General features: G+C 66.1%; 20 protein-coding genes. 7 read left to right on the top strand and 13 right to left on the bottom strand.

Going from position 1 to position 20,207, the window contains the following annotated elements; genetic code table 11:
• Nucleotides 1–31: 31 nt before the first annotated feature.
• The 5 genes from ACK4SV_RS07730 to ACK4SV_RS07710 form a co-directional block, all read right to left on the bottom strand.
• On the bottom strand, nucleotides 32–367 hold the full coding sequence (locus ACK4SV_RS07730) for an RcnB family protein (RefSeq protein WP_409917241.1): 336 nt from the start codon (nucleotides 365–367) through the stop codon (nucleotides 32–34).
• Nucleotides 368–506: 139 nt separating this feature from the next.
• Nucleotides 507–1,406 (bottom strand): RNA polymerase sigma factor RpoH, encoded by a 900-nt coding sequence (gene rpoH / locus ACK4SV_RS07725; RefSeq protein ID WP_409917240.1) that lies wholly within the window; start codon nucleotides 1,404–1,406, stop codon nucleotides 507–509.
• A gap of 294 nt (nucleotides 1,407–1,700) precedes the next feature.
• Nucleotides 1,701–2,834, bottom strand: a complete 1,134-nt coding sequence (gene zapE / locus ACK4SV_RS07720; RefSeq protein WP_409917239.1) for a cell division protein ZapE — start codon at nucleotides 2,832–2,834, stop codon at nucleotides 1,701–1,703.
• A 15-nt stretch (nucleotides 2,835–2,849) separates the two neighbouring features.
• The gene (locus ACK4SV_RS07715) at nucleotides 2,850–3,455 is read right to left on the bottom strand and encodes a rhomboid family intramembrane serine protease (protein WP_409917238.1); all 606 of its coding nucleotides are present in this window, start codon (nucleotides 3,453–3,455) and stop codon (nucleotides 2,850–2,852) included.
• Nucleotides 3,456–3,559: 104 nt separating this feature from the next.
• A complete protein-coding gene (locus ACK4SV_RS07710; RefSeq protein WP_409917237.1) occupies nucleotides 3,560–4,000 on the bottom strand; it encodes a response regulator in 441 nt (146 codons plus the stop codon).
• A gap of 238 nt (nucleotides 4,001–4,238) precedes the next feature.
• On the opposite strand from ACK4SV_RS07710, the gene ACK4SV_RS07705 reads away from it, so the two are divergent.
• The 3 genes from ACK4SV_RS07705 (at nucleotide 4,239) to ACK4SV_RS07695 (ending at nucleotide 7,216) form a co-directional block, all read left to right on the top strand.
• Nucleotides 4,239–5,135 (top strand): 1-acyl-sn-glycerol-3-phosphate acyltransferase, encoded by an 897-nt coding sequence (locus ACK4SV_RS07705; RefSeq protein WP_409917236.1) that lies wholly within the window; start codon nucleotides 4,239–4,241, stop codon nucleotides 5,133–5,135.
• Nucleotides 5,136–5,206: 71 nt separating this feature from the next.
• Complete coding sequence (locus ACK4SV_RS07700) at nucleotides 5,207–5,698, top strand: GNAT family N-acetyltransferase (protein WP_409917235.1); 492 nt, start codon at nucleotides 5,207–5,209, stop codon at nucleotides 5,696–5,698.
• A gap of 129 nt (nucleotides 5,699–5,827) precedes the next feature.
• Nucleotides 5,828–7,216, top strand: coding sequence for an MFS transporter (locus tag ACK4SV_RS07695; protein ID WP_409917234.1), 1,389 nt, complete (start codon nucleotides 5,828–5,830; stop codon nucleotides 7,214–7,216).
• Here ACK4SV_RS07695 and ACK4SV_RS07690 read toward each other — a convergent pair.
• The 5 genes from ACK4SV_RS07690 to ACK4SV_RS07670 are packed head-to-tail and all read right to left on the bottom strand — an operon-like array spanning nucleotide 7,176 to nucleotide 14,334.
• Complete coding sequence (locus ACK4SV_RS07690; RefSeq protein WP_409917279.1) at nucleotides 7,176–9,215, bottom strand: hypothetical protein; 2,040 nt, start codon at nucleotides 9,213–9,215, stop codon at nucleotides 7,176–7,178. The two genes, ACK4SV_RS07695 and ACK4SV_RS07690, sit on opposite strands and share 41 nt — an antisense overlap.
• A gap of 8 nt (nucleotides 9,216–9,223) precedes the next feature.
• Nucleotides 9,224–12,067, bottom strand: coding sequence for a DUF4159 domain-containing protein (locus tag ACK4SV_RS07685; protein ID WP_409917233.1), 2,844 nt, complete (start codon nucleotides 12,065–12,067; stop codon nucleotides 9,224–9,226).
• Nucleotides 12,068–12,077: 10 nt separating this feature from the next.
• Nucleotides 12,078–12,944, bottom strand: coding sequence for a DUF58 domain-containing protein (locus tag ACK4SV_RS07680; RefSeq protein WP_409917232.1), 867 nt, complete (start codon nucleotides 12,942–12,944; stop codon nucleotides 12,078–12,080).
• Complete coding sequence (locus ACK4SV_RS07675; RefSeq protein ID WP_409917231.1) at nucleotides 12,941–13,339, bottom strand: hypothetical protein; 399 nt, start codon at nucleotides 13,337–13,339, stop codon at nucleotides 12,941–12,943. Before ACK4SV_RS07675 ends, ACK4SV_RS07680 begins: the two co-directional genes overlap by 4 nt.
• Nucleotides 13,336–14,334 (bottom strand): AAA family ATPase, encoded by a 999-nt coding sequence (locus tag ACK4SV_RS07670; protein ID WP_409917230.1) that lies wholly within the window; start codon nucleotides 14,332–14,334, stop codon nucleotides 13,336–13,338. Before ACK4SV_RS07670 ends, ACK4SV_RS07675 begins: the two co-directional genes overlap by 4 nt.
• 75 nt (nucleotides 14,335–14,409) lie before the next feature.
• On the opposite strand from ACK4SV_RS07670, the gene ACK4SV_RS07665 reads away from it, so the two are divergent.
• The 4 genes from ACK4SV_RS07665 to ACK4SV_RS07650 all read left to right on the top strand — a co-directional run bounded on the left by ACK4SV_RS07665 (nucleotide 14,410) and on the right by ACK4SV_RS07650 (nucleotide 17,243).
• A complete protein-coding gene (locus ACK4SV_RS07665; RefSeq protein ID WP_409917229.1) occupies nucleotides 14,410–14,997 on the top strand; it encodes a DUF1285 domain-containing protein in 588 nt (195 codons plus the stop codon).
• An 8-nt stretch (nucleotides 14,998–15,005) separates the two neighbouring features.
• Nucleotides 15,006–15,629, top strand: coding sequence for a CoA pyrophosphatase (locus ACK4SV_RS07660; RefSeq protein ID WP_409917228.1), 624 nt, complete (start codon nucleotides 15,006–15,008; stop codon nucleotides 15,627–15,629).
• Between the two features lie 92 nt (nucleotides 15,630–15,721).
• Complete coding sequence (locus ACK4SV_RS07655) at nucleotides 15,722–16,057, top strand: hypothetical protein (RefSeq protein WP_409917227.1); 336 nt, start codon at nucleotides 15,722–15,724, stop codon at nucleotides 16,055–16,057.
• Nucleotides 16,044–17,243: a CCA tRNA nucleotidyltransferase gene (locus tag ACK4SV_RS07650; protein WP_409917226.1), complete on the top strand. Its 1,200-nt coding sequence runs from the start codon at nucleotides 16,044–16,046 to the stop codon at nucleotides 17,241–17,243. The genes ACK4SV_RS07655 and ACK4SV_RS07650 overlap by 14 nt, the downstream gene beginning before the upstream one ends.
• 9 nt (nucleotides 17,244–17,252) lie before the next feature.
• On the opposite strand, the gene ACK4SV_RS07645 is transcribed toward ACK4SV_RS07650, so the two are convergent.
• Genes ACK4SV_RS07645 through sdhA form a run of 3 tightly spaced genes read right to left on the bottom strand, consistent with a single transcriptional unit; the run spans nucleotide 17,253 to nucleotide 20,190 of the window.
• Nucleotides 17,253–18,035: a succinate dehydrogenase iron-sulfur subunit gene (locus tag ACK4SV_RS07645; RefSeq protein ID WP_409917225.1), complete on the bottom strand. Its 783-nt coding sequence runs from the start codon at nucleotides 18,033–18,035 to the stop codon at nucleotides 17,253–17,255.
• A gap of 29 nt (nucleotides 18,036–18,064) precedes the next feature.
• Complete coding sequence (locus ACK4SV_RS07640) at nucleotides 18,065–18,370, bottom strand: hypothetical protein (protein ID WP_409917224.1); 306 nt, start codon at nucleotides 18,368–18,370, stop codon at nucleotides 18,065–18,067.
• Nucleotides 18,371–18,402: 32 nt separating this feature from the next.
• A complete protein-coding gene (gene sdhA / locus ACK4SV_RS07635) occupies nucleotides 18,403–20,190 on the bottom strand; it encodes a succinate dehydrogenase flavoprotein subunit (RefSeq protein WP_409917223.1) in 1,788 nt (595 codons plus the stop codon).
• Between the last annotated feature and the right edge of the window lie 17 nt (nucleotides 20,191–20,207).

Here is a 20,207-nt window from a genome sequence, read left to right as displayed (position 1 = left end):
CTCCCATGCCCGCTTCCGGCGCCGGCTTCAATCAGTTCAGCAGCACACCGATCAGCGCCTCGGCGATCAGCCCGCTGGCAATTTCAATGAGGTACGCGTCCCGGTCCACCTGCACCCAGCGATATCCGTCTGGCGCCTGGCGCAGATTATGGCGGCGCCAATTCTCGATATGCCGCGCCCGGTATTCGCCCGGCAGGTACTGCCCCTTGCCCCAGATCTTCTTCGCCTGGCCCGGCGGCACATGGCCCATCTTCGAAAGTCCCGGCGGCAGCGTATGGCCCCGTGCGTGGGGCGGGGGATCCGCATACGCCAGAAGTCCCGGGCCCAGCGTTGCGGCGAGTATCAGCGTCATCTTTCGGAAAGGCATGGAACACACTCCTTCTCTGCTGCTTGAACGCAGCAGCGCAGGATCAGTTCCGGCAATCCTCGGCACCGGTTCCAGAAACGAAAAAGGCCGCGCCCTGCAGAGCGCGGCCTGTGTCCAGTAGCCGGGCGTGTGAGGCGCCTTACGCGCCGACTGGCAGGCCCTGTTCCTTCGCAAGGCGCTTCATCGTCTTCTGCAGCTTCTCGAACGCGCGCACTTCGATCTGGCGGATGCGCTCGCGGCTGACATTGTACTGCTCCGACAGCTCTTCCAGCGTCTTCGGCTCGTCGATCAGACGCCGCTCGGTCAGGATATGCTGTTCGCGCTCGGAGAGTTCCGACATCGCCTGCGTCAGCAGCTCCATCCGCGCATCAAGTTCCTGGCGGTTGGCATAAGTCTCGGCAGTGCCCGGCTCGTCATCGGCCAGCCAGTCCTGCCACTCCATGTCGCCGTCCTGGCCCATCGGCACGTTGAGCGAGGCGTCAGACCCGCTCATCCGGCCATTCATCGAATAGACCTCGTCTTCGGTTACGTTCAGCTTCTCGGCAATCAGCCGCGCCTGTTCCGGCTTCAGGTCGCCTTCTTCCAGCGCCTGCATCTCGCCCTTCAGGCGGCGCAGGTTGAAGAACAGCTTTTTTTGCGCGGCCGTCGTGCCCAGTTTCACAAGGCTCCAGCTGCGCAGGATGTATTCCTGGATCGCCGCACGGATCCACCACATCGCATAGGTCGCGAGGCGGAAACCCTTGTCCGGATCGAACTTCTTGACGGCCTGCATCAGGCCGACATTGCCCTCGGAGATGACCTCCGCCATCGGCAGGCCATAGCCGCGATAGCCCATCGCGATCTTCGCCACGAGGCGCAGGTGCGAGGTGACCATCTTTTCCGCCGCTTCGGTGTCTTCATGGTCGCGCCACTGGCGCGCCAGCATGAATTCCTCATTCTTCTCGAGCATCGGGAATTTGCGGATCTCGCTCAGATACCGGCTAAGTCCCTGCTCGGGACTCAGGGCAACAGAACTCGTCTTTGCAGTGGTATTCGCCATATCGTCCTCCATTGGGAACCGGCCCCGTCTGCGGCGGCCATTCCCCGTCCTCAGAGCTCAATGTCAGGCTTAGCCCCGCTTTGCGGCGGCGTCGCCTGATAGCGCGCGCAATTCACTCATCACGCATTTGCATAAATAGGAAATAGGGCAGGGTTATGAAAGAGGCCGGCCCAAACGAACCCGGCCGGATCACGTGTGCGTGTCCGGTCAGGCAGCGCCCGGGAAAGCGGAGCCTTCACAAGGGTCAGGTAGGCACCCCGCGCCCTGCCTGCAAGCAAGGCGTTGCGGCTGGCATCACGGCCTCTGCGCCTCGATCTCGCGGCGGGCCTCGGAGAGGTAGTCCGCCGAGCGCATCTCATAGAGCCGGCTTGCTGTCCGCTCAAACTCGAACGCCCCGTCGCCCGCCGGATAAAGTTTGTCCGGCTCGGCTTCCGCGCTCGCCACCAGCTTAGTCTTCGCCTCATACAGTGCATCGATCAGGCTCACGAAGCGCGCCGCCTCATTGCGTTTGTCCGCCGAAAGTTTCGGCACGCCTTCCAGGATCAGCGTGTGAAAATTACCCGCGATCGCAAGGTAGTCGATCGGCCCCAGCGGCCTTGCGCAGAGCTCATCGAAGGTAAAACGCGCAACGCCCGCTGCTTCGCGGCTCACCTCCAGCTTGCGCCCCTTCACTGTCAGCACACAGTGTTGCGGCTCTGCGCCAAGCGTCAGCCGGTCCCAGGCCCGGTCCAGCGCCGCCGCGCTTGATGCCCCCAGCGGCGTGTACCAGACCGGCGCCTCGGTCAGCCGATCCAGCCGGTAATCGCGCGCAGAGGAAAGCTCGAACACAGCGCAGCGCTGTTTCAGGAGCTCGATGAAAGGCAGGAACAGCTGCCGGTTGATCCCGTCCTTGTAGAGCGCGTCGGGATGCCGGTTGGAGGTCGCGACCACCGTCACGCCCGCCTCGAACAGCATCGCAAATAGCCGGCCAAGGATCATCGCATCGGCGATCTGCGTCACCTGGAACTCATCAAAGCACAGCAGGCGCGCCTCGGCCGAGACCTGCTTTGCCACCGGCGCAATCGGGTCATCGCCGGCGCCCTTGACCCGCCAGGGCGAGCGCTTGCGGTCTGCCTCGCTCATCCGCCGCCAGGTATCGAGGCGTTCGTGCACCTCGGCCATGAATTCATGGAAGTGGACGCGCCGTTTGGGCTGAATGGCGGCCTGCGCAAAGAACAGGTCCATCAGCATCGACTTGCCGCGCCCGACCCCGCCCCAGAGATAAAGGCCCCGTTCCGGTTCCGGCTTCGAAAAGAGCCCGCCCTTGCGTCCCTTGGATAGACGCAGCGCGAGTGCGTCCAGTTGTTCTGCTGCGGCGGCCTGCGCCGGGTCCCGGCTCAGCGTTCCGGCGGACACCCGCGCTTCGTATTGCTGCACCACCCCGCCCATCGCCTGCGCCCCTGCTCAGCCGATGCGTTCGGCAAGCTGGTTGACGAAATTCGTCCAGATCCTCGGCTCTACCAGCAGCGCGGTCACAAGGCCCGTTACGGCCCCGCCAAGGTGCGCCTCATGCCCGATTACGCGGTCCGCGCGCTGCGAGAACAGGTAGCTGATGCCGATATAGACGATACCGAACACGATCCCCCACATCGGCAATACGAAGAAGACCAGCAGGATCGAGAAGGGATCAATGATGCAGAAGGCAAGCACGATGCCTGAGAGTGCGCCCGATGCGCCGGCTGCCCGGTAATCCGGATTGTCCCGATTCCATTGATAGCCCCACAGGCTGCCGCCGATCAGCGCCGCTAGGTACACCAGCAGGAAATTCGTGCCGCCCAGCACCCGCTCGATGACAGGGCCGAACATGAACAGGCCGAACATGTTGAGGAACAGGTGCGGGCCGTTGACATGCAGGAAGCCCGAACTGATCAGCCTGTGCCATTCGCCCCGCTCGCGCATGGGCTCCACCCACAGCACGTTCTGATTGAAGAACCGGGCATTTCGGAACGCGATCAGGCTCGCGATCACGTTGAGCGCGATCAGGGTCAGGGTGACCGGAAAAGCTGTCATCGCCGCCTATGCCTTCCGCAGGGCAGGGCAGCGAAAGGCAGCCCGCATCATCATCCCTGCGGCTTAGCAAGCCGGGTGCAGGCGGGGCAAGCGCCCCGCAGCGCTCACGCTGCGCGAACGGGCTTGGCTGCCTTGGCTGCAGGCATCAGCTCCAGCAGGAAATCCTCAAAGGAATCCGGACGCTGGATGAAGCGATTGAAGTTCAGGCTGGCCTTGAACACGGCCTGCGGATGGATGTTCGCGCCGCAGCGCGCTGCGGAGGCCACCACTTCATCGCGCTCCGGGCGCGAAGAGGCGACCGCGACGCGGTGCTTGCCCATATTGGCGACGCGGGCCACGGCCATGTCGACATCATTGCCAGTCTCGGGGAGTTGCAGGTCCACGACCACGAGGTCGAAGCGCTCGAGGCGCAGGCGTGCCTCAGCCGCCAGCAGGCCTTCCGCCAGAACGAGGTCAACGGGAATGCGCGCGCGCGCGGCCTTGTCAGCGGCATGCGCCAGCATGGTCCGCACCGGCTCGTGATCCTCGATCCAAAGCACTTTCATGAAACTCAACCTCTTGGACGCTGTGTTGTACCGGGCGCTCACGGGTTAACCCGTCTCCCCGTCTGTGTTCACCCTGCCACTTCCGGGTTGCGCCTTGGTAAAACGAAACTTTCCGAAGTGTTGAAATTTCAGCGATTTGCAGGGGGGCAGACGCCTCATGTTGCCAGCCGCTTCCCGAAGGCCGGCAGCCAGCCTATGCTTGTGTCATAATCCTGACAGGTGGGAGGCCTGCAGCCAGATGAGCGAGCCCGTTCCGGTTCAGCCGCGTGCTTCAGGCACGCTGGCGGCATTCCTGCCGGCTGAGGAGCGCCGCGACGCGCATATCGTTGATGTCCTGATCGAAGAGCGCTGCCCGAAACTGCGCGGCAGCCCTGCCTGGCCGGTTGCGCGTCCGCTGCTTTATTCGATGCTCGGCTACCGCAAGGCCCGCGCCATGGCGGATGAACTCATCGCGCTGCCGGGCCGGGAGTCGTTCGACCGGCTCTCCCGCCAGCTGGCTTTTGACCTGACCGTTTCCGGGATCGAGCGCCTGCCTGCCAAGGGCCGCTGCATCGTCGCGGCGAATCACCCGACCGGGCTTGCCGACGGTGTCGCGGTCTGGGACCTGCTGAAGAAGGTGCGCGATGACATCGTCTTCTTCGCCAATGCGGATGCGATCCGCGTTAATCCGCGCTTTGAGGATGTGATCATCCCGGTCGAATGGGTGGTGGAGAAACGCTCCCCCGCCAAGACCCGAGAGACCCTGAAGCGCGCCGCTGAAGCCTTTGCGCAGGAAAAATGTGTCGTAATCTTCCCATCGGGCCGTCTGGCCTATCGCGAAGCCGGGCGCCTGCTGGAAAAGGACTGGTTCCCGACCGTTGTCGGCCTCGCCCGCAAGCAGGAAGCCCCGATCGTCCCGCTCAATCTCGATGCTCGCAATTCGGCGCTCTATTACCTCTTCTGCGACCTCTCGAACGAACTGAGAGACATCACCCTGTTCAATGAACTCCTGAACAAGCGCGGCTCAAAATTCCGGATGACCTTCGGAGAGACGATCCCGCCAGACCGCCTCGCCGGTGACCCCGCCGCCCTCACCGAAGCGCTGAAGCATCATGTCGCCTACAGCCTGCTGACAGATCCCGACGCGCGTTTTTAAGGCCCGCCTGTTCGCCTCCTGCAGAAGGGTTGCTTGCGGGCGCGCGCAATGCGCCCTACAGCGCGCCCTCGATGATCCAGATAGTCCCCGAAACGCCCGCCCTCCACGCCGATGCGATCGAAGCCCTGTTCGACCGCACCTTCGGCCCGGGCCACTTTGCAAAGACGGCCGAGCGGTTGCGGGAGTATTCAGCTTCGCTGCCCGAGATCAGCCGCGTCGCGCTGGAAGATGGCCGCGTCATCGGTGTCTGCCGCGTCTGGCCGCTCCGCGTCGGGCCTGCGCAAACCCGCGCGCTCTTTTGTGGCCCGGTCGCGGTTGATCCGGCTTATCGCGGCAATCTGCTCAGCCTCCAGATCACCGAAGCCGCGCTGGAGGCCGGCAAGGCTGCCGGCTGGCCCGCCGCCATCCTCATCGGCGCGCCGAGCCTGTTCGGCCGCGCCGGCTTCCGGCTGGCCGACCGGAACCGCCTCTCTTTCCCCGGCCCGCAGGACCAGGCCCGTGTGATGATCCGCGATCTCGCCGGGGACGCCGCCACGCTGGAAGGCCTGGTTACAGCCGGTTGATATCTGCTTGCGCACTGCCTGAGGCGCTGACAGTATTTGCCCCGAGAACCCGCTGCGCCGCCCTCACCATAACTCCGCTCGTTGCATGAAGCGGGGAGGGGGACCCCCAGGCGGGGCGGGAGGAAAAAAATGTCAGAACTGGTGACCGCCCAGGACGAACCTGTACGGCCAAAGACAGGCATACGCGAAGTCCTCGCTGCCCTGCGCCAGCCCAAGGTTGCCATCGCGGTCATCTTCGGCATCGCCACCGGCATGCCGCCCGTCCTCGTCGGCTCGACGATGGGTTTCTGGTTGCGCCAGGAAGGCATCGCGCTCGCCGCCATCGGCTTCATGGGCTGGATCGGGATTTTCATCTCCACGAAATTCCTCTGGGCCCCGTTTGTCGATTGGATCCGCCTGCCATACCTGCACAAACGCCTCGGCCATCGCCGCTCCTGGATGCTGGTTGGACAGGTCTTCGTCATCCTCGGCATTCTCGGCATGGCCGCCACCGGCCCCTCCGGCGGCCTTGGCATCTTCATCGCCTTCGCGATGCTCACTTCCTTTGCCTCGGCCACGCATGACATTGCCGTCGATGCCTGGCGTATCGAAAGCGCGCACGACGCCGAACAGGACCTGATGGCCTCGGCCTACATCCTCGGGCTGCGCACCGGCTACTTCCTTGGTAATGTGCCCTTGCTCGCTGCCTCGGCCTTCATCGGCTGGCAGACCGCCTACGCGATCGCCTCCATGGGCGGGCTTGCGGGCCTTGCTGCCCTGTTCCTCGCCCGGGAGCCGGAAAAGCCCCGCGATTTTGCGCCCATGACGGGCCTCGCCTCGGTCGGCGCAGCGCTCGTCCGTCCCCTGAAGGTTTTCTGGCAGGACCATGGGAGCGGCGTCTTCATCTACCTGCCGCTCGTTGCGCTCTATTTCGTCACGGACGGCATCAACAATCCCATGGTTGGCCCGCTCTATATCGACCTTGGTTTCTCGACCACGGAGATTGCGGGCATGCGCACGGTCGTCGGCTTCCCCGCTACGCTGGCAGGTGTGGTCGTCGCCGGGCTGATGGGATTGCGCTTCGGCACCCTGCCGGCCATGGCCATTGCCGTCATCCTTGCGGGCGTATCGAATGCCGGATTTGGTATCCTTGCCCTCTCCGGCGGATCGAAACTCGTCTGGGCCGGGGCGACCGTGTTCGAAGGCTTCAGCGGCGGGATGGCAACTGCCGCGATGGTCGCCTGGGCAAGCCGGCTGACAAACCCCATCGCAACTGCGGCCCAGTTCGCGCTGCTCTCATCTCTCATGACCCTGCTGGGCAACTTCCTCGGCGGTTTCGCCGGTGTCAGTGTCGAAGCCCTCCAGGCGGCCACCGGTTCGTCGATGCAGGGCTTTGCGGTGTATTTCGCCCTCACACCGCTCGCTGCCATACCGCCGCTCTTCCTGATCTGGGCGGTCAGCCGGCGGAACAAGCGCATGGGCGGCGGCCCCGGCGGGCTCAGCGGCCCTCCCGGCGCCAGGCCAGCAGCAGCAGCATGATCAGCGCGCTGACGGTCAGGATGCCCGGCATCAGCGCCTCGCTGGTCGAGGCGCGCACCGCATAGGCGCCCCGCTCGCGCAGGCCAAGCCAGTTTGCGCCCGCAGCATTGCGCTGGTTCCCGATGCGGCGCACTTCCGGCACGTTGCTTCCGGCTGCGTTCAGCTGGAACACGCCGCCGCCTGTCGCCGCTGCTACGGGCGCGATGAGGTCCGGTGTCGATTCCAGGTTTGCATATTCGCGCGGGTTCGCCGGGCCTTTCAGCGCAATCGCCTCCAGCCCGCCCGCCCGCGCGCGGTAGATGCCCAGCCCCGCGACCGGCGCTTCGGCCTCGAACGCGCCGGGCCCTGCCGGGCGCCAGGCCGGCTGCACGATGTCGCCCTCCGGCGTCTCGATCTCCAGCGGCGGCGCAGTGTCCAGCAGTGTGCGCAGCTCGATCCGCGCCTGGTCATTTTCGATGGCCAGCGACAGGCGCCGCTCCTCAAGCTCCGGCTCTTTCATCATCCAGTGGACGATGCGCCGGATCAGTTCTGCAAATGGCCCGCCGCCATCATGCCCGCCCGCCCACAGCCAGATCTGGTCCGACATCAGCATCCCGACCCGGCCATTCGACACCCGGTCAACGATCAGCAGCGGGCGACCGTCCGGCCCGCTCATCAACACGTCGCCGCCCACAGCGGTCGCCTCGATATAGCGCATCCAGCCGCCCCAGCGCTGCCCGTCCAGCGGCGCGGTCACGGCATGGCGCCGGCCAGCGCTCGTAAGGGCCGGGATGAAATCACCGGTGCGGATGATCCCCGTGGGCGAGGCCGGCAACACCGACGCCAGCGGCGACCGTGCGAGGCTCGCCGGCCCGGCAAACTGCTCGCCCGCCACGATCAGCAGCGCGCCGCCATCGGCCACATAGCGCGCCATATTGGCAAGGTAAGCCTGCGTGATCACGCCCTGGCGCTCATACTGGTCAAAGATGATCAGGTCGAAATCGCTTAGCTTTTCCTCGAACAATTCCTCTGTCGGGAAGGCGATCAGGGCGAGTTCTTCGGGCCGCGCATAATCTGTCTTGAAGGGCGGGCGCAGGATGGTGAAGTGGACAAGGTCAACCGACGGATCGGACTTTAACAGGTCTCGCCAGACGCGCCCCGCCTGGTTCGGCTTGCCCGTCACCAGCAGCACACGCAGCCGGTCGCGCACCCCGGCGATGCTGGCGGCCGTGCGGTTGTTCGCCAGCGTCAGCTCCTCCGGTCCGGGCGCGGCCTCGATCACCACAATATTCTCGCCGCGCCGTTCGATCTCGATCGGGATCGGCGTATCCTCGCCAGAGGCAACCCGGACCCGTTCCGGCCGTCCGCCATTCAGCGAAATATCCAGGTTGATCATGCCGCCGCGGGGATCATCGGCGCGCACCACAAGCCGGGCCCGCTCGCCGACAATACCGAAATTCGGCGTCTCCACGATCTGCACCCGCCGGTCTCCCAGCGCGTCCGAACCCGCGATCAGCCCGTGCAGCGGCCCGATCAGCCGCGCCGCCTGCTCCGTATCCGGAAGGTCATGCACCTGTCCGTCGGTGATCAGGATCGCTCCGGCAATCCGGTCACGCGGCACATCCGCCAGCAGGCCCTCCAGCGCGCCATAAAGATAGGTGCCGTCATCGCCGGGGCTGGTTTCCAGCATGCGCACCTCCAGCGACGGGTCTTCGGCGAGGCGCGCCTGCATCGCGCGGTAGGCCGCTTCGGCTGCGGCTGCCCGGTTGCCAAACTGCATACTCTCCGACCGGTCAAGGATCAGCGCGGCCACTGAAGGCAGGGGCTCGCGCTCCTCACGCACAAGCGCCGGATTAGTCAGCGCCAGCGTCAGCAGCACAAGGCCCAGCGCGCGCGTCAGCCAGGCCCGTCCGCGCAGAAAGAAATACGCCGCCCAGGCCAGCACGGCGACGCCAGCCAGCAGCCAGATCATCGGCCAACCGAGGAACGGCTCAAATGTCAGGCGCACCGCTTCGTTCATCGCCACGCTCAATCCCTGATCCGGGTCGGCAGGCGCGGATCAGGCATCCCGTCATCGCGCTCGCCCAGCCGTTCCAGAAGCGCGGGGATATGCACCTGATCGTCCTTATAGCTGCCGGTCAGCACATACATGACGAGGTTGATGCCGAAACGCCGCGCGGTCTCGCGTTGCTGCGCCCCTCCGTCCACGGAGTAAAGGTCGCGGCCATTCTCATCAATGGCCCAGGCTGCGGCCCAGTCGGCGTCCCCGATGAACAGGCGCGAGACCCCGTCGCCACGCACTTCGCCCGTCTGTCCCACCTGCTCGATCCACAGGCGCCGGCCCGCAAAGCGCCCCGGCACATCATCAATCAGGTAGAAGCTGCGCGTCAGCACATGGTTCTGCGGCATCGGCTGCATCGGCGGGGCGTCGAGCCCGGCGAGCAGCGCCTCAAGCCGCGTCACGTCTGTCTGCCGGCTGGCATCCCCGCCCGCGCGCGTGTCGATCACCAGCGCCCCGCCGGCGCGCAGGTAGGCGTTCAGCCGCTGCACGGCCCGGTCAGGCAAGGGCGCCGCGCTGTCGGGCACGTTGAAGTAGATCAGCGGGTAAAGCTCCAGCGCGTCGGTCTCGAGGTTCAGGGAGTGCGGCTCGGCCGGCTCCACCGATGTGCGCATGTTGAGGATGGAGGACAGTCCCCGCAGGCCCGCCCGCGTGCGCAGGTTCAGCGCCGGGTCATTCGTCTCGACATAGCCGAACCGCATCGTCAGCGCGGCGTCGATCTGCTTCTGCGGTGTTGATCCCGGCGGCGCTGCCACCACCCGCGTCGAAGGTTGGGGAATCGCCCGCCATGTTCCGTCCGGGCGCAGCTCATAGCTTCCCTGCGCCATCGCAGGCTCTCCTGGCACTATCATCAGCAGCGCGCCGCCTGCGATCACGGCGAGGCCCGCCCCGCGCGCCAGCCGCAATCCGCGCAGCCGTCCGGCCACGAACAAGGCGATAAACAGGTCCAGCGCCAGCAGCAGCGCCGCAAATCCCACCAGCGGGCCGGCGAGCCGGATCGCCCGTGCCTCGGCATCGCCCAGCAATTCTGCTGTGTCGGGCCAGTCGCGCATCAGCTGCGGTTCGGCGCCTGCGCCGGCATTCAGTGCCCGTGTGCCTGCCGGCCCCTGATAGAGCCCGGGGGGATGCGTCTCCGAAAGGGTCACGCCCGCAAATTCTCCTGATCTCAGCGGCGCCGCGCCGGGGCTTGCCGGCGTCAAACGCCCGAACCCGTCCAGCGACAGCTGAGGCATGTAGGTGCCTTCCTCGGTGTCCACGGCCTCGCCGCGCCCGGCCGCAATCGCTCGGCGCAGCATTTGCTCGAACACGCCGGAATAGGCGAGGTCGCCCCATTCCGGCCCGGCGGTGATGTGGAACAGCACCAGCATGCCCTGCCCACGCGCTGCGCCCGTCACCAGCGGCGAACCATCCGCCAGCCGCGCCCAGGTCTTCGCCGCAAGGTCCGGCTCCGGCCGTGCCAGCACCTGCTGGCGCACGCGCACATCGGCTGGCACCGGCAATCCGGCAAAGGGCGAAGCCTCGGGGAAGGGGGCAAGCCCCTGCGGCTCCTCCCAGGCCAGCGCGCCGCCGATTGCCCGCGATGATCGCCGCAGGCTCACCGGCAACAAATCGTCCCCCTGCGTCGCCAGCCTCGGCCCGGCAAACCGGATCAGCGCGCCGCCGGCCTCCACCCAGCCTGCCAGCTGCGCGGCTTCTTCCACCGGGATCTGGCCCACGTCAGAAAGGATGATCGCATCCGGCGCCGCCGCCACGAGGCTCGCAATATCACCGGAGGTGATCGTCGCGAACGGCTCCAGCGCCTTGCGGATGTAATGCATGTCAGAAAGCAGCGGCTGGGCCTGCATCCCGGCATCGACCAGGCCAACCCGCCGGGTCCTGTCTGCCGAATCCCACAGCCACACCGTGCCCGCGCCGCTCCGGCCCGTCACATTGAACCGCGCCACCCGTGCCAGCGCTGCCGCCGGGATGCGGAACGTCGCCTCCGCCTCGCGCGCGCCCTCGGCAAACACCGCTTCGGCTGAGCCGAGCGCCGATCCATCCTGTGTCAGCGCAGCCACAAAGGCGCGCGGCGTCCCGCGGGTGTTCGCCCGTTTCAGCCGCACCGTCACCGAATCCGGCCCTGCTGTCAGCCCGGTGATCGCCACCGGCCCATCCGCTGGCGCAGCAAACACAGTCAGCGGTGCGCGCGCGGCCAGCGCCGCCGCAAATTCGGCGCCGCCCGGGCTTTCCAGCCCGTCGCTCGCCCAGAATATCCGCGCCGGGCGGATACCGGAGGCTTCCAGCCGCGCCAGCGCATCGGCCCGGTCCACCGGCCAGGGCTGCGGGCGCAGGCCGGGCAGGCGGCGCTGCATGTCGGCCCGCGACAGCCGCTCGGCCGGATCCGCATTCAGCTGCTGCGGCGCGGTCAGCAAGAAGTGCACCGGCGCGTCCCGCTCGCCGATGTCCAGCGTTGCGCTCACCGCATTGGTCAGCTCGCCCCAGCGCGGGGCGGACGGCCAGCCATTGTCGATCACAATCAGGACCGGACCTGAAGGTGCGCCTTCGCGGCTGGATGCGCCGGGCGCCCAGACCGGCTGGGCGAGGCCCGCAATCGCCGCCAACGCCGCCAGTGTCCGGATCAGCCACACCCACCAGGGCGTGCGGGCCGGCGTCTCCTCGCGCGGCTCAACCCCGTCCAGCAGCCGCAGCGACGGCAGCTCTGCCTCCTTCGGCGCGGGCGGCGTCGCGCGCAGCACCCACCAGATCAGCGGCAGCGCCAGCACCGCCAGCAAGGCCAGCGGCGCCCCCAGCAGGAAGGGTCCGAGCGAGGTCATGCAGAAGCCCTCACCGAACCGCCCCGAAACTTTCGATCTCGGCTTTCAGGCGGCTCGCGGCCGCCAGCAGCGGCTCTCCGGCCGTATGCGTCACCAGACCCCAGCCGAGCCGGCCTGCCAGTTCGCGCAGGCTCGCGCGGTGATCGGCAAACTTGCGCTGGTATTCCTCGCGCAGCGTCTCGGCCCGGCCAAGGATGCGTTCCTCACCGGTGCCCGGGCGCGACAGTTTCGTGCGCCCTTCAAACGGAAAGCTGGTCTCTGCCGGGGCCGCAACCGCCAGCAGGACCCCTTCCGGGCAATGCCCTGCCAATGGCGCCAGCCGCGCCTTGATGTCCGTCAGCGGATCATAGAAATCAGATGCCACGATCAGCGTGGCAGAGCTGCGCGGCGCGGGCGGGAACTGCCCCTGCGTGCCCCGCAGCAGGTCATCGGTCAGCCGGTCCAGCGCCCGCTTGCCAAAGCTCGGCGTGCGCCCCGATCCCAGCGCGCCGATCCGCTCGCCATCCTTCGACATCAGGATCGCCATTGTCAGCATCAGGAGGATTGCCTCCTCCGCCTTGGTGCGCAGGTCGCCCGCGCCCTTCCAGCGGAACCCCGGCGCATCGTCTGCCCAGAACAGCACCGTGCGCGCCGTTTCCAGCTCGCTCTCGCGCACGAACAGTTCGTTGCCCTTGGCAGAGCGGCGCCAGTGGATACGGTCTGGCGAATCTTCATGCGCAAACCGGCGATACTGCCAGAACTGCTCGCCCGTGCCCGCGCGCCGCCGTCCGGCAGAGCCGATATGGGCAGCTTCGGAGGCTTCCGCCTTGAAGTTCAGCCCCGGCAGCTGGCGGGCAAGGCTCTCGGCTTCAGCGCGAAGGTCGGCGTCAGGCGTCATTCGATCAGCGCGGCGGCGCACTCTCTGGCAAAATCGATCCGCGTATCCGCGCCGCCATCGGTCGTCTCGCTGAGGTCAAAGTCCTCGGCAGTATCCGGGACATCGAAGCGCGCTTTCAGCGTCACGAGCTCTGCGCGCAGCTCGCTGGCAATCCCGCGCAGTTCTTCCGTCTCCTGAACATAGGCGTTCATTGCCTCCTCGGAGGCAAAGCGCATGACCTGCATCCGGTCCGCCCGTGCGGTGGCATGCGCGTCGGCATAGGCGGCGGCTTCCGCCAGCAGCACGCTGCAGAAGCGCGGCGCATCTTCGGTGGCCGAAGCCTGCGGCGCAGCTTCCGCGCAGGCGGGCATCGCAAGGCTCAGCATCAGGCCCATCAGGGCAGTACGAAGGGTCATCCGGCATTCCTCACAAGGTCGTTGATCAGTTCACTCAGCCTCGGGGCCTCGCCCGTCGGATCATAGCGCATCGCCATCCGGTGGCCGAGGCAGGGCTCGGCGAGGGCTTCGACATCCTCCATCGATGGGGCGAGCCGCCCGCGCAGCAGTGCTCGCGAACGCGCCGCCAGCATCAGCGCCTGGCCGGCCCGCGGGCTCGGCCCCCAGTCCACTAGCCGCTTGACGCGCGGATCGGAGGTCTGCTCGGGCCGCGCCTCGCGCACCAGCGCAAGGATCGCCGCCACTATCTTCTCGCCAACCGGCATCTGGCGCACCAGCGCCTGGATCTTCATCAACTCGGCGGCGTCAATCGCCGGGCGCACGGCCGCTTCCGGCCCGCGCGTCGTCTCGATCAGGATGCGCCGCTCGGTGTCGAGGTCGGGATAGGAAACGTCTACCTTCAAAAGGAACCGGTCCAGCTGCGCCTCGGGCAGGGCATAGGTGCCTTCCTGCTCGATCGGGTTCTGCGTCGCCAGCACATGGAAGGGCGCGGGCAGGTCATAGCGCAGGCCGGCCACCGTCACATGCCGCTCCTGCATCGCCTGGAGCAGGGCAGACTGTGTCCGCGGGCTCGCCCGGTTGATCTCGTCGGCCATCAGCAACTGGGTGAACACCGGCCCGCGGATAAAGCGGAAGCTCCGTTCGCCGCTGGGCGACTCGTCCAGCACTTCCGAGCCGAGGATATCGGACGGCATCAGGTCCGGTGTGAACTGGATGCGCTGGCTTGCGAGGCCCAGCGCCGTGCCCATTGCCTCGACCAGGCGCGTCTTGGCGAGGCCCGGCGCGCCGATCAGCAGCGCGTGGCCGCCTGCCAGCACCGCGCACAGCGACAGCTCCACCACCCGTTCCTGTCCGAACACGGCCCGCCCGATCTCGGCCTTTACCCTGGCGAGCGCGGCAGCGGCGGCTTCGGCGTCTGCGACAGGGGTTTCGGCATTCAAACTGCTATCGGCCATGGATAGGGGCGCCTCCGGCTTCACGTAACTCGCTATCAGCCTTATGTCTAAGGCGTCATTTTGGCGGAGAAAGATGTGACATCCAGTCCCGGCAGCATTATCCGCATGGAAGACACGCTTAAGGCGATCCTGCCGGAAGGCAAGTTCAGCGGCCCGCCTCCCCCTGTAGAGGCATGGAATCCGGCTTGTTCGGCGGATATTGGCATGGAGATCCGCGCTGATGGCCGCTGGTGGCATGATGGCGGCGAAATCAAGCGCGAACGGCTGGTGAAACTCTTCTCCCGTATCCTGCGCCGCGACGCTGATGGCACGACCTGGCTTGTCACGCCTTACGAGAAAGTCATCGTGCATGTCGCCGATGCCCCGTTCCTGGCGGTCCGGGTCGACCGCGACGGTCCTCCGGGGCCTAGCCAGCAGCTCACTTTCAACACCAGTCTCGGCGATGTGACGATAGCTGGCCCGGCGGCGCCCATCCGGGTCGAGACCGACCCCGAAACCGGCGAGCCTTCGCCCTATGTCCTCGTGCGCGGGCGGCTGGAGGCCAAGATCACCCGCTCCGTCTTCTATGAACTTGTTGATCTCGCGGAACCTGACCCGGACGGGCGCGGCCTGCTTGGCGTCTGGAGCCAGGGGCAGTTCTTCGCCCTTGGCCCGGCGGCCTGAGGGGTTTCATGTCGTATCGAACCCTTGATGACTTTGTGGAGCGCGTCACCCGGCGCCTCGATCCCCCCGCCGGGCAAGGGCGCCTCACTGATATGGGCGACCTCGATTTCCTGACGCCCGAGGAAGTCGCAATCGTGCGCCCGGCAGCGGTCCTGTTCGGCGTCATCCCGCGCCGCGAGGGGCCAACTGCGCTGCTCACCCTGCGCCCCGAGACCATGTCCGACCATGCCGGTCAGGTCGCACTGCCCGGCGGCAAGATTGACCCGCTCGATCTTGATGAGGTCGCCGCCGCCCTGCGCGAAGCCGAGGAAGAAGTCGGCGCCCGCGCGGAGGAGATCGACGTGCTCGGCAAGGGCTCTCCCTATGTCACCGGCACGCGCTACCGCATCACCCCGGTCGTCGGCCTGCTGCCGGCCGATTTCTCGCCGGTGCCCAACCCCAAGGAAGTCGCCGCCGTCTTCGAAACCCCGCTCGACTTCCTGATGGACGCCCGCAACCATCGGATGGGCGAAGCGATGTATAAGGGCGCGCTCCGCCAGTTCTACGAAATGCCCCATAATGGCTACCGCATCTGGGGCGTAACCGCCGGCATCATCCGCCGCCTCTACCAGACGCTTTACGAGAGCGATTGACGCACGCCTTGCCGCCCTGACCGATTTGGGGTTTTTCCACCAAGTTCAGGCCCCTATGTTAGTCTGACACTACACAAGGACCCCGGCCCACCGTGCTCATCGGACGTATTATCCTGCAGGCTTTGATAATTGCGCTGCCCTTCGTGGTGTTCGGGCTGTACCTCTACGCGACCCGTTCGGCCGAAGAAGCGGGCCGCCGGAAGTGGCCGATCCAGCTGCTCTTCGTCATCGGCCTTGCGCTGACCACCATCGTCTGGTTCGCCGCGATCCTGATGGAGCCGCGCGAGCGAGATGTCTGTACCGAGCCCGCCCGGTTCGAGAGCGGCGTCCTGATCCCCGCCCGGACCTACCCGTGCGAGCGAAAGCCGGAGGATGTTGGCGTACCCAGCTCCCGCAGGGGGACGGCCCCGGCTGATGCCCCCGACTGAGCGCCTTTCCGCTGATTGGCTGACCGCGCCGGCGCCCAGCGCCGTCATGTCCGCGCTCGAAGCCGCGCGGGCAGGGGCCTCGCGCTATGTGGGCGGCTGCGTGCGCAATACGCTGCGCGGGCTTTCGGCTGATGACATCGATATTGCCACACAGCTCCTGCCGGAAGCGGTCATGTCCGCGCTGGACGCCGCCGGCATCCGCGCCATCCCGACCGGCATCGAACATGGCACCGTCACCGCGGTGCACAGCGGCGTGCCGGTCGAGATCACCACGCTGCGCCGGGATGTCGAAACCGATGGCCGCCGCGCCGTCGTCGCCTTCACCGAGGACTGGGCCGAAGACGCCGCCCGCCGCGACTTCCGCATGAACGCCATCTATGCCGGGCAGGATGGCACCCTGTACGAGCCCGTGCCCGGCTCCATCGCCGATGCGCTTGCCGGCCGGGTGATCTTCATTGGCGACGGCGACCAGCGCCTGATCGAGGATTACCTCCGTATCCTGCGTTTCTACCGCTTCAATGCCTGGTATGGTGCGGGCATCGACGGGGCAGGGCAAGCTGCCTGCGCCCGCCAGCGGCATGGTCTCAAAAAGATCGCTGCCGAGCGGATCTGGAAGGAATTCAAACGTACCCTCGCCGCAGCGGACCCTTCCGAAGCGATGGCCGCAATGGAAGACGCCGGCGTGCTCGCCATTGTCCTGCCCGGCGCGTCAGCCGCGCTGCTGCCCGGCCTTTGTGCCATTGAAGCGGAGCAGGGGATAAACGCCGACCCCATGCGCCGCCTGATGGCGCTCCTGCCGCGCCGGCGCACGGAAACCAGCGCGGCAGCCTCGGCGCTGCGCCTCTCGAACGATGAATCCGCCCGCCTCCACGCCTGGGCAGACCCCGCGCTCGGCCACATGCCCGGCCTGTCACCAGACGCCTGCGCCGAAGCCTTCTACCGGTTTGGTGCTGCCGCCGTTATCGACCGTGCGCTGATCGAAGCGGCGAGCGGCGGCGGCGATGTCACGGATCTTCTCATCGCCGCCGCATCCTGGCAGCGGCCTGTTTTCCCCATCGGCGGCGACGATGCTCTCGCCGCAGGCCTCGCGGGCCCGGAGATCGGCCAGCGCCTGCGCGCGCTAGAGGAAGACTGGATACGCTCAGGCTTTCGCCTGACGCGCGAAGATCTTCTGGCGAAGTTCTGAAGCCCAGCCTCAGGCGAGGCGCTCGACCATCATGTGCTTGATCTTGGCAATCGCCTCGGCCGGGTTCAGCCCCTTCGGGCAGACCTGCGCGCAGTTCATGATCGTGTGGCAGCGATAGAGCTTGAAGGGATCTTCAAGGTCATCGAGGCGTTCGCCCGTGGCTTCGTCGCGGCTGTCGATCAGCCAGCGATAAGCCTGCAGCAGCGCGGCAGGGCCGAGATATTTGTCGCCATTCCACCAGTAGGACGGGCAGGAGGTCGAGCACGAGGCACACAGGATGCACTCATACAGGCCATCGAGCTTTGTGCGGTCCTCTTCCGACTGGCGCCATTCCTTCTCGGGCACCGGCGAGGATGTCTTGAGGTAAGGCTGCACATAGGCGTGCTGGGCGTAGAAATTCGTCAGGTCCGGGATCAGGTCGCGGATCACCGGCAGGTGCGGCAGCGGGCTGATCGAGATGACGCCGCCCGGCAGGTCATCGAAGCCCTTGGTGCAGGCAATCGTGTTGCGCCCGGCAATGTTCATGGCGCAGGACCCGCATACGCCCTCGCGGCAGGAGCGGCGGAAGGCGAGCGTCGGGTCGATCGTGTTCTTGATGTAGATCAGCACGTCGAGGATCATCGTGCCGGCCTTGTCCATGTCCACCCAATAGGTGTCCCAGCGCGGATTGCCCGTTTCTTCCGGGCTGTAGCGATAGATCCTGAAGGCGCGCAGATTGGTCGCGCCCTGGGGCTTGGGCCAGGTCTTGCCTTTCTGGACCTTGGAATTCTGGGGAAGGGTAAGCTGAACCATCTCTTCAAACGTCCTCGGATTATCCGCGTTCACTCTGTCTCTGCCGGGCGGCGCCGCGCCGTGATCACCGCGCCGTCCGTAATACTGTATCCGAAACCATAACCGCCCTGATGCATGACACCCTTTTCCGAATGTCCGCTGACGGAAGGAAGGATCGAGATCACCTCATATCCCTCCTCATGCAGCGTGTTGCAGGCAGCTTCGATCTGGGCAGAGAGACCGGCGATATCCGCATGGTGCGGATCATCAACAAGTTTCTTGCCCCTCCCGAGCAGTTTCTTCTCTTCCTTCTTCTGGCGGCCGGCGCGAACCCAGACGGTCTTGTATTCGCCCATCGGATCCCTCGTCCTGCCGCAGTCCTTGTTCCTCAGTATACCCGCGCGCGCGGCTTGATGTATTCGATTTCGTTGGACAGCGTGTATTCGTGCACGGGCCGGTAATCGAGCGTCACCTTGCCGCTATCATCACACCAGGCCAGCGTGTGCTTCATCCACTTCTGGTCATCGCGCTCGGTGAAATCCTCGCGCGCATGGGCGCCGCGGCTTTCCTCGCGAACGGCCGCCGAATTCACGGTCACCGCCGCCTGCGCGATCAGGTTGTCGAACTCCAGCGCCTCGACAAGATCAGTGTTCCAGATCATGCCGCGATCCTTCACATCAATGCCAGGGAGCTTCGTGTAAACGTCCTCGATGGCTGCCACGCCTTCCTTCAGCACCGAGCCTGTGCGGAACACGGCGCAGTTTGACTGCATCGCGCGTTGCATCTCGAGGCGCAGCTTCGCAACCGGCTGATCGCCGGAAGCGTTCCGCATGCGGTCGAACCGGGCGAGGTGCGCGTCGGTGGACGCTTTCGGCAGTTCCGGCTGGCGCGCGCCTGCCTCGGTCGTCGCCCCGCAGCGCAGACCCGCCGCGCGGCCGAACACGACAAGGTCGATCAGCGAGTTGGAGCCGAGCCGGTTTGCTCCGTGTACGGACACGCAGGCTGCCTCGCCGACAGCCATCAGGCCGGGCACGACCGCGTCCGGATTGTCGCCCTTCTTGGTCAGCACTTCTCCGTGATAGTTCGTCGGAATGCCGCCCATATTGTAGTGCACCGTCGGCAGCACCGGGATCGGCTCCTTGGTCACGTCGACACCGGCAAACACCTTCGCCGTTTCCGAAATGCCCGGCAGGCGCTCATGCAGCGTTTCCGGCGGCAGATGGTTCAGGTGCAGGAAAATATGGTCCTTCTCCGGCCCCACGCCGCGCCCGTCGCGGATCTCCATCGTCATCGCGCGGGAGACGACATCGCGAGAGGCAAGGTCCTTGGCGGAGGGTGCATACCGCTCCATGAACCGCTCGCCCTCGGAATTTGTGAGGTATCCGCCCTCGCCGCGCGCGCCTTCGGTGATCAGGCAGCCCGAGCCATAGATGCCGGTCGGGTGGAACTGCACGAACTCCATGTCCTGAAGCGGCAGGCCGGCGCGCAGCACCATCGCATTGCCGTCGCCGGTGCAGGTATGCGCCGAGGTGCAGGAGAAATACGCCCGGCCATAGCCGCCGGTTGCCAGGATCGTCTTCTGCGCGCAGAAGCGGTGCAGCGTGCCATCGTCCAGCTTCCAGGCGGTCACGCCCCGGCAGACGCCATCCTCATCCATGATCAGGTCGAGGGCGAAATACTCGATGAAGAACTGGGTGTCCTCGCGCACGCACTGGCCATACAGCGTGTGCAGCATTGCGTGGCCCGTCCGGTCGGCCGCCGCGCAGGTGCGTTGCACCGGGCCTTCGCCGAAATTCCGCGTCATGCCGCCAAAGGCGCGCTGGTAGATCTTGCCTTCCTGCGTGCGGGAGAAGGGCATGCCCCAATGCTCAAGCTCGTACACAGCGGCCGGCGCATTGCGGGTCAGGTATTCGATCGCATCCTGGTCGCCGAGCCAGTCAGAGCCCTTGACCGTGTCATACATATGCCACTGCCAGCTGTCCTCGGACATGTTGCCGAGCGAGGCCGCGATGCCGCCCTGCGCCGCCACGGTGTGCGAGCGGGTGGGGAACACCTTGCTGATGCAGGCTGTCTTCAGGCCCGCCTGCGCCGCGCCGAGCGCTGCGCGCAGGCCAGAGCCGCCCGCGCCAACGACGACCACATCATAGGTATGATCAATCCAGGTATAGCTGCTCATCAGATGTCATCTCTTCC

It is taken from the genome of Hyphomonas sp. (assembly GCF_046313735.1).
Taxonomy (GTDB): Bacteria; Pseudomonadota; Alphaproteobacteria; order Caulobacterales; family Hyphomonadaceae; genus Hyphomonas.
This window is presented reverse-complemented; position numbering and strand designations above follow the sequence as displayed.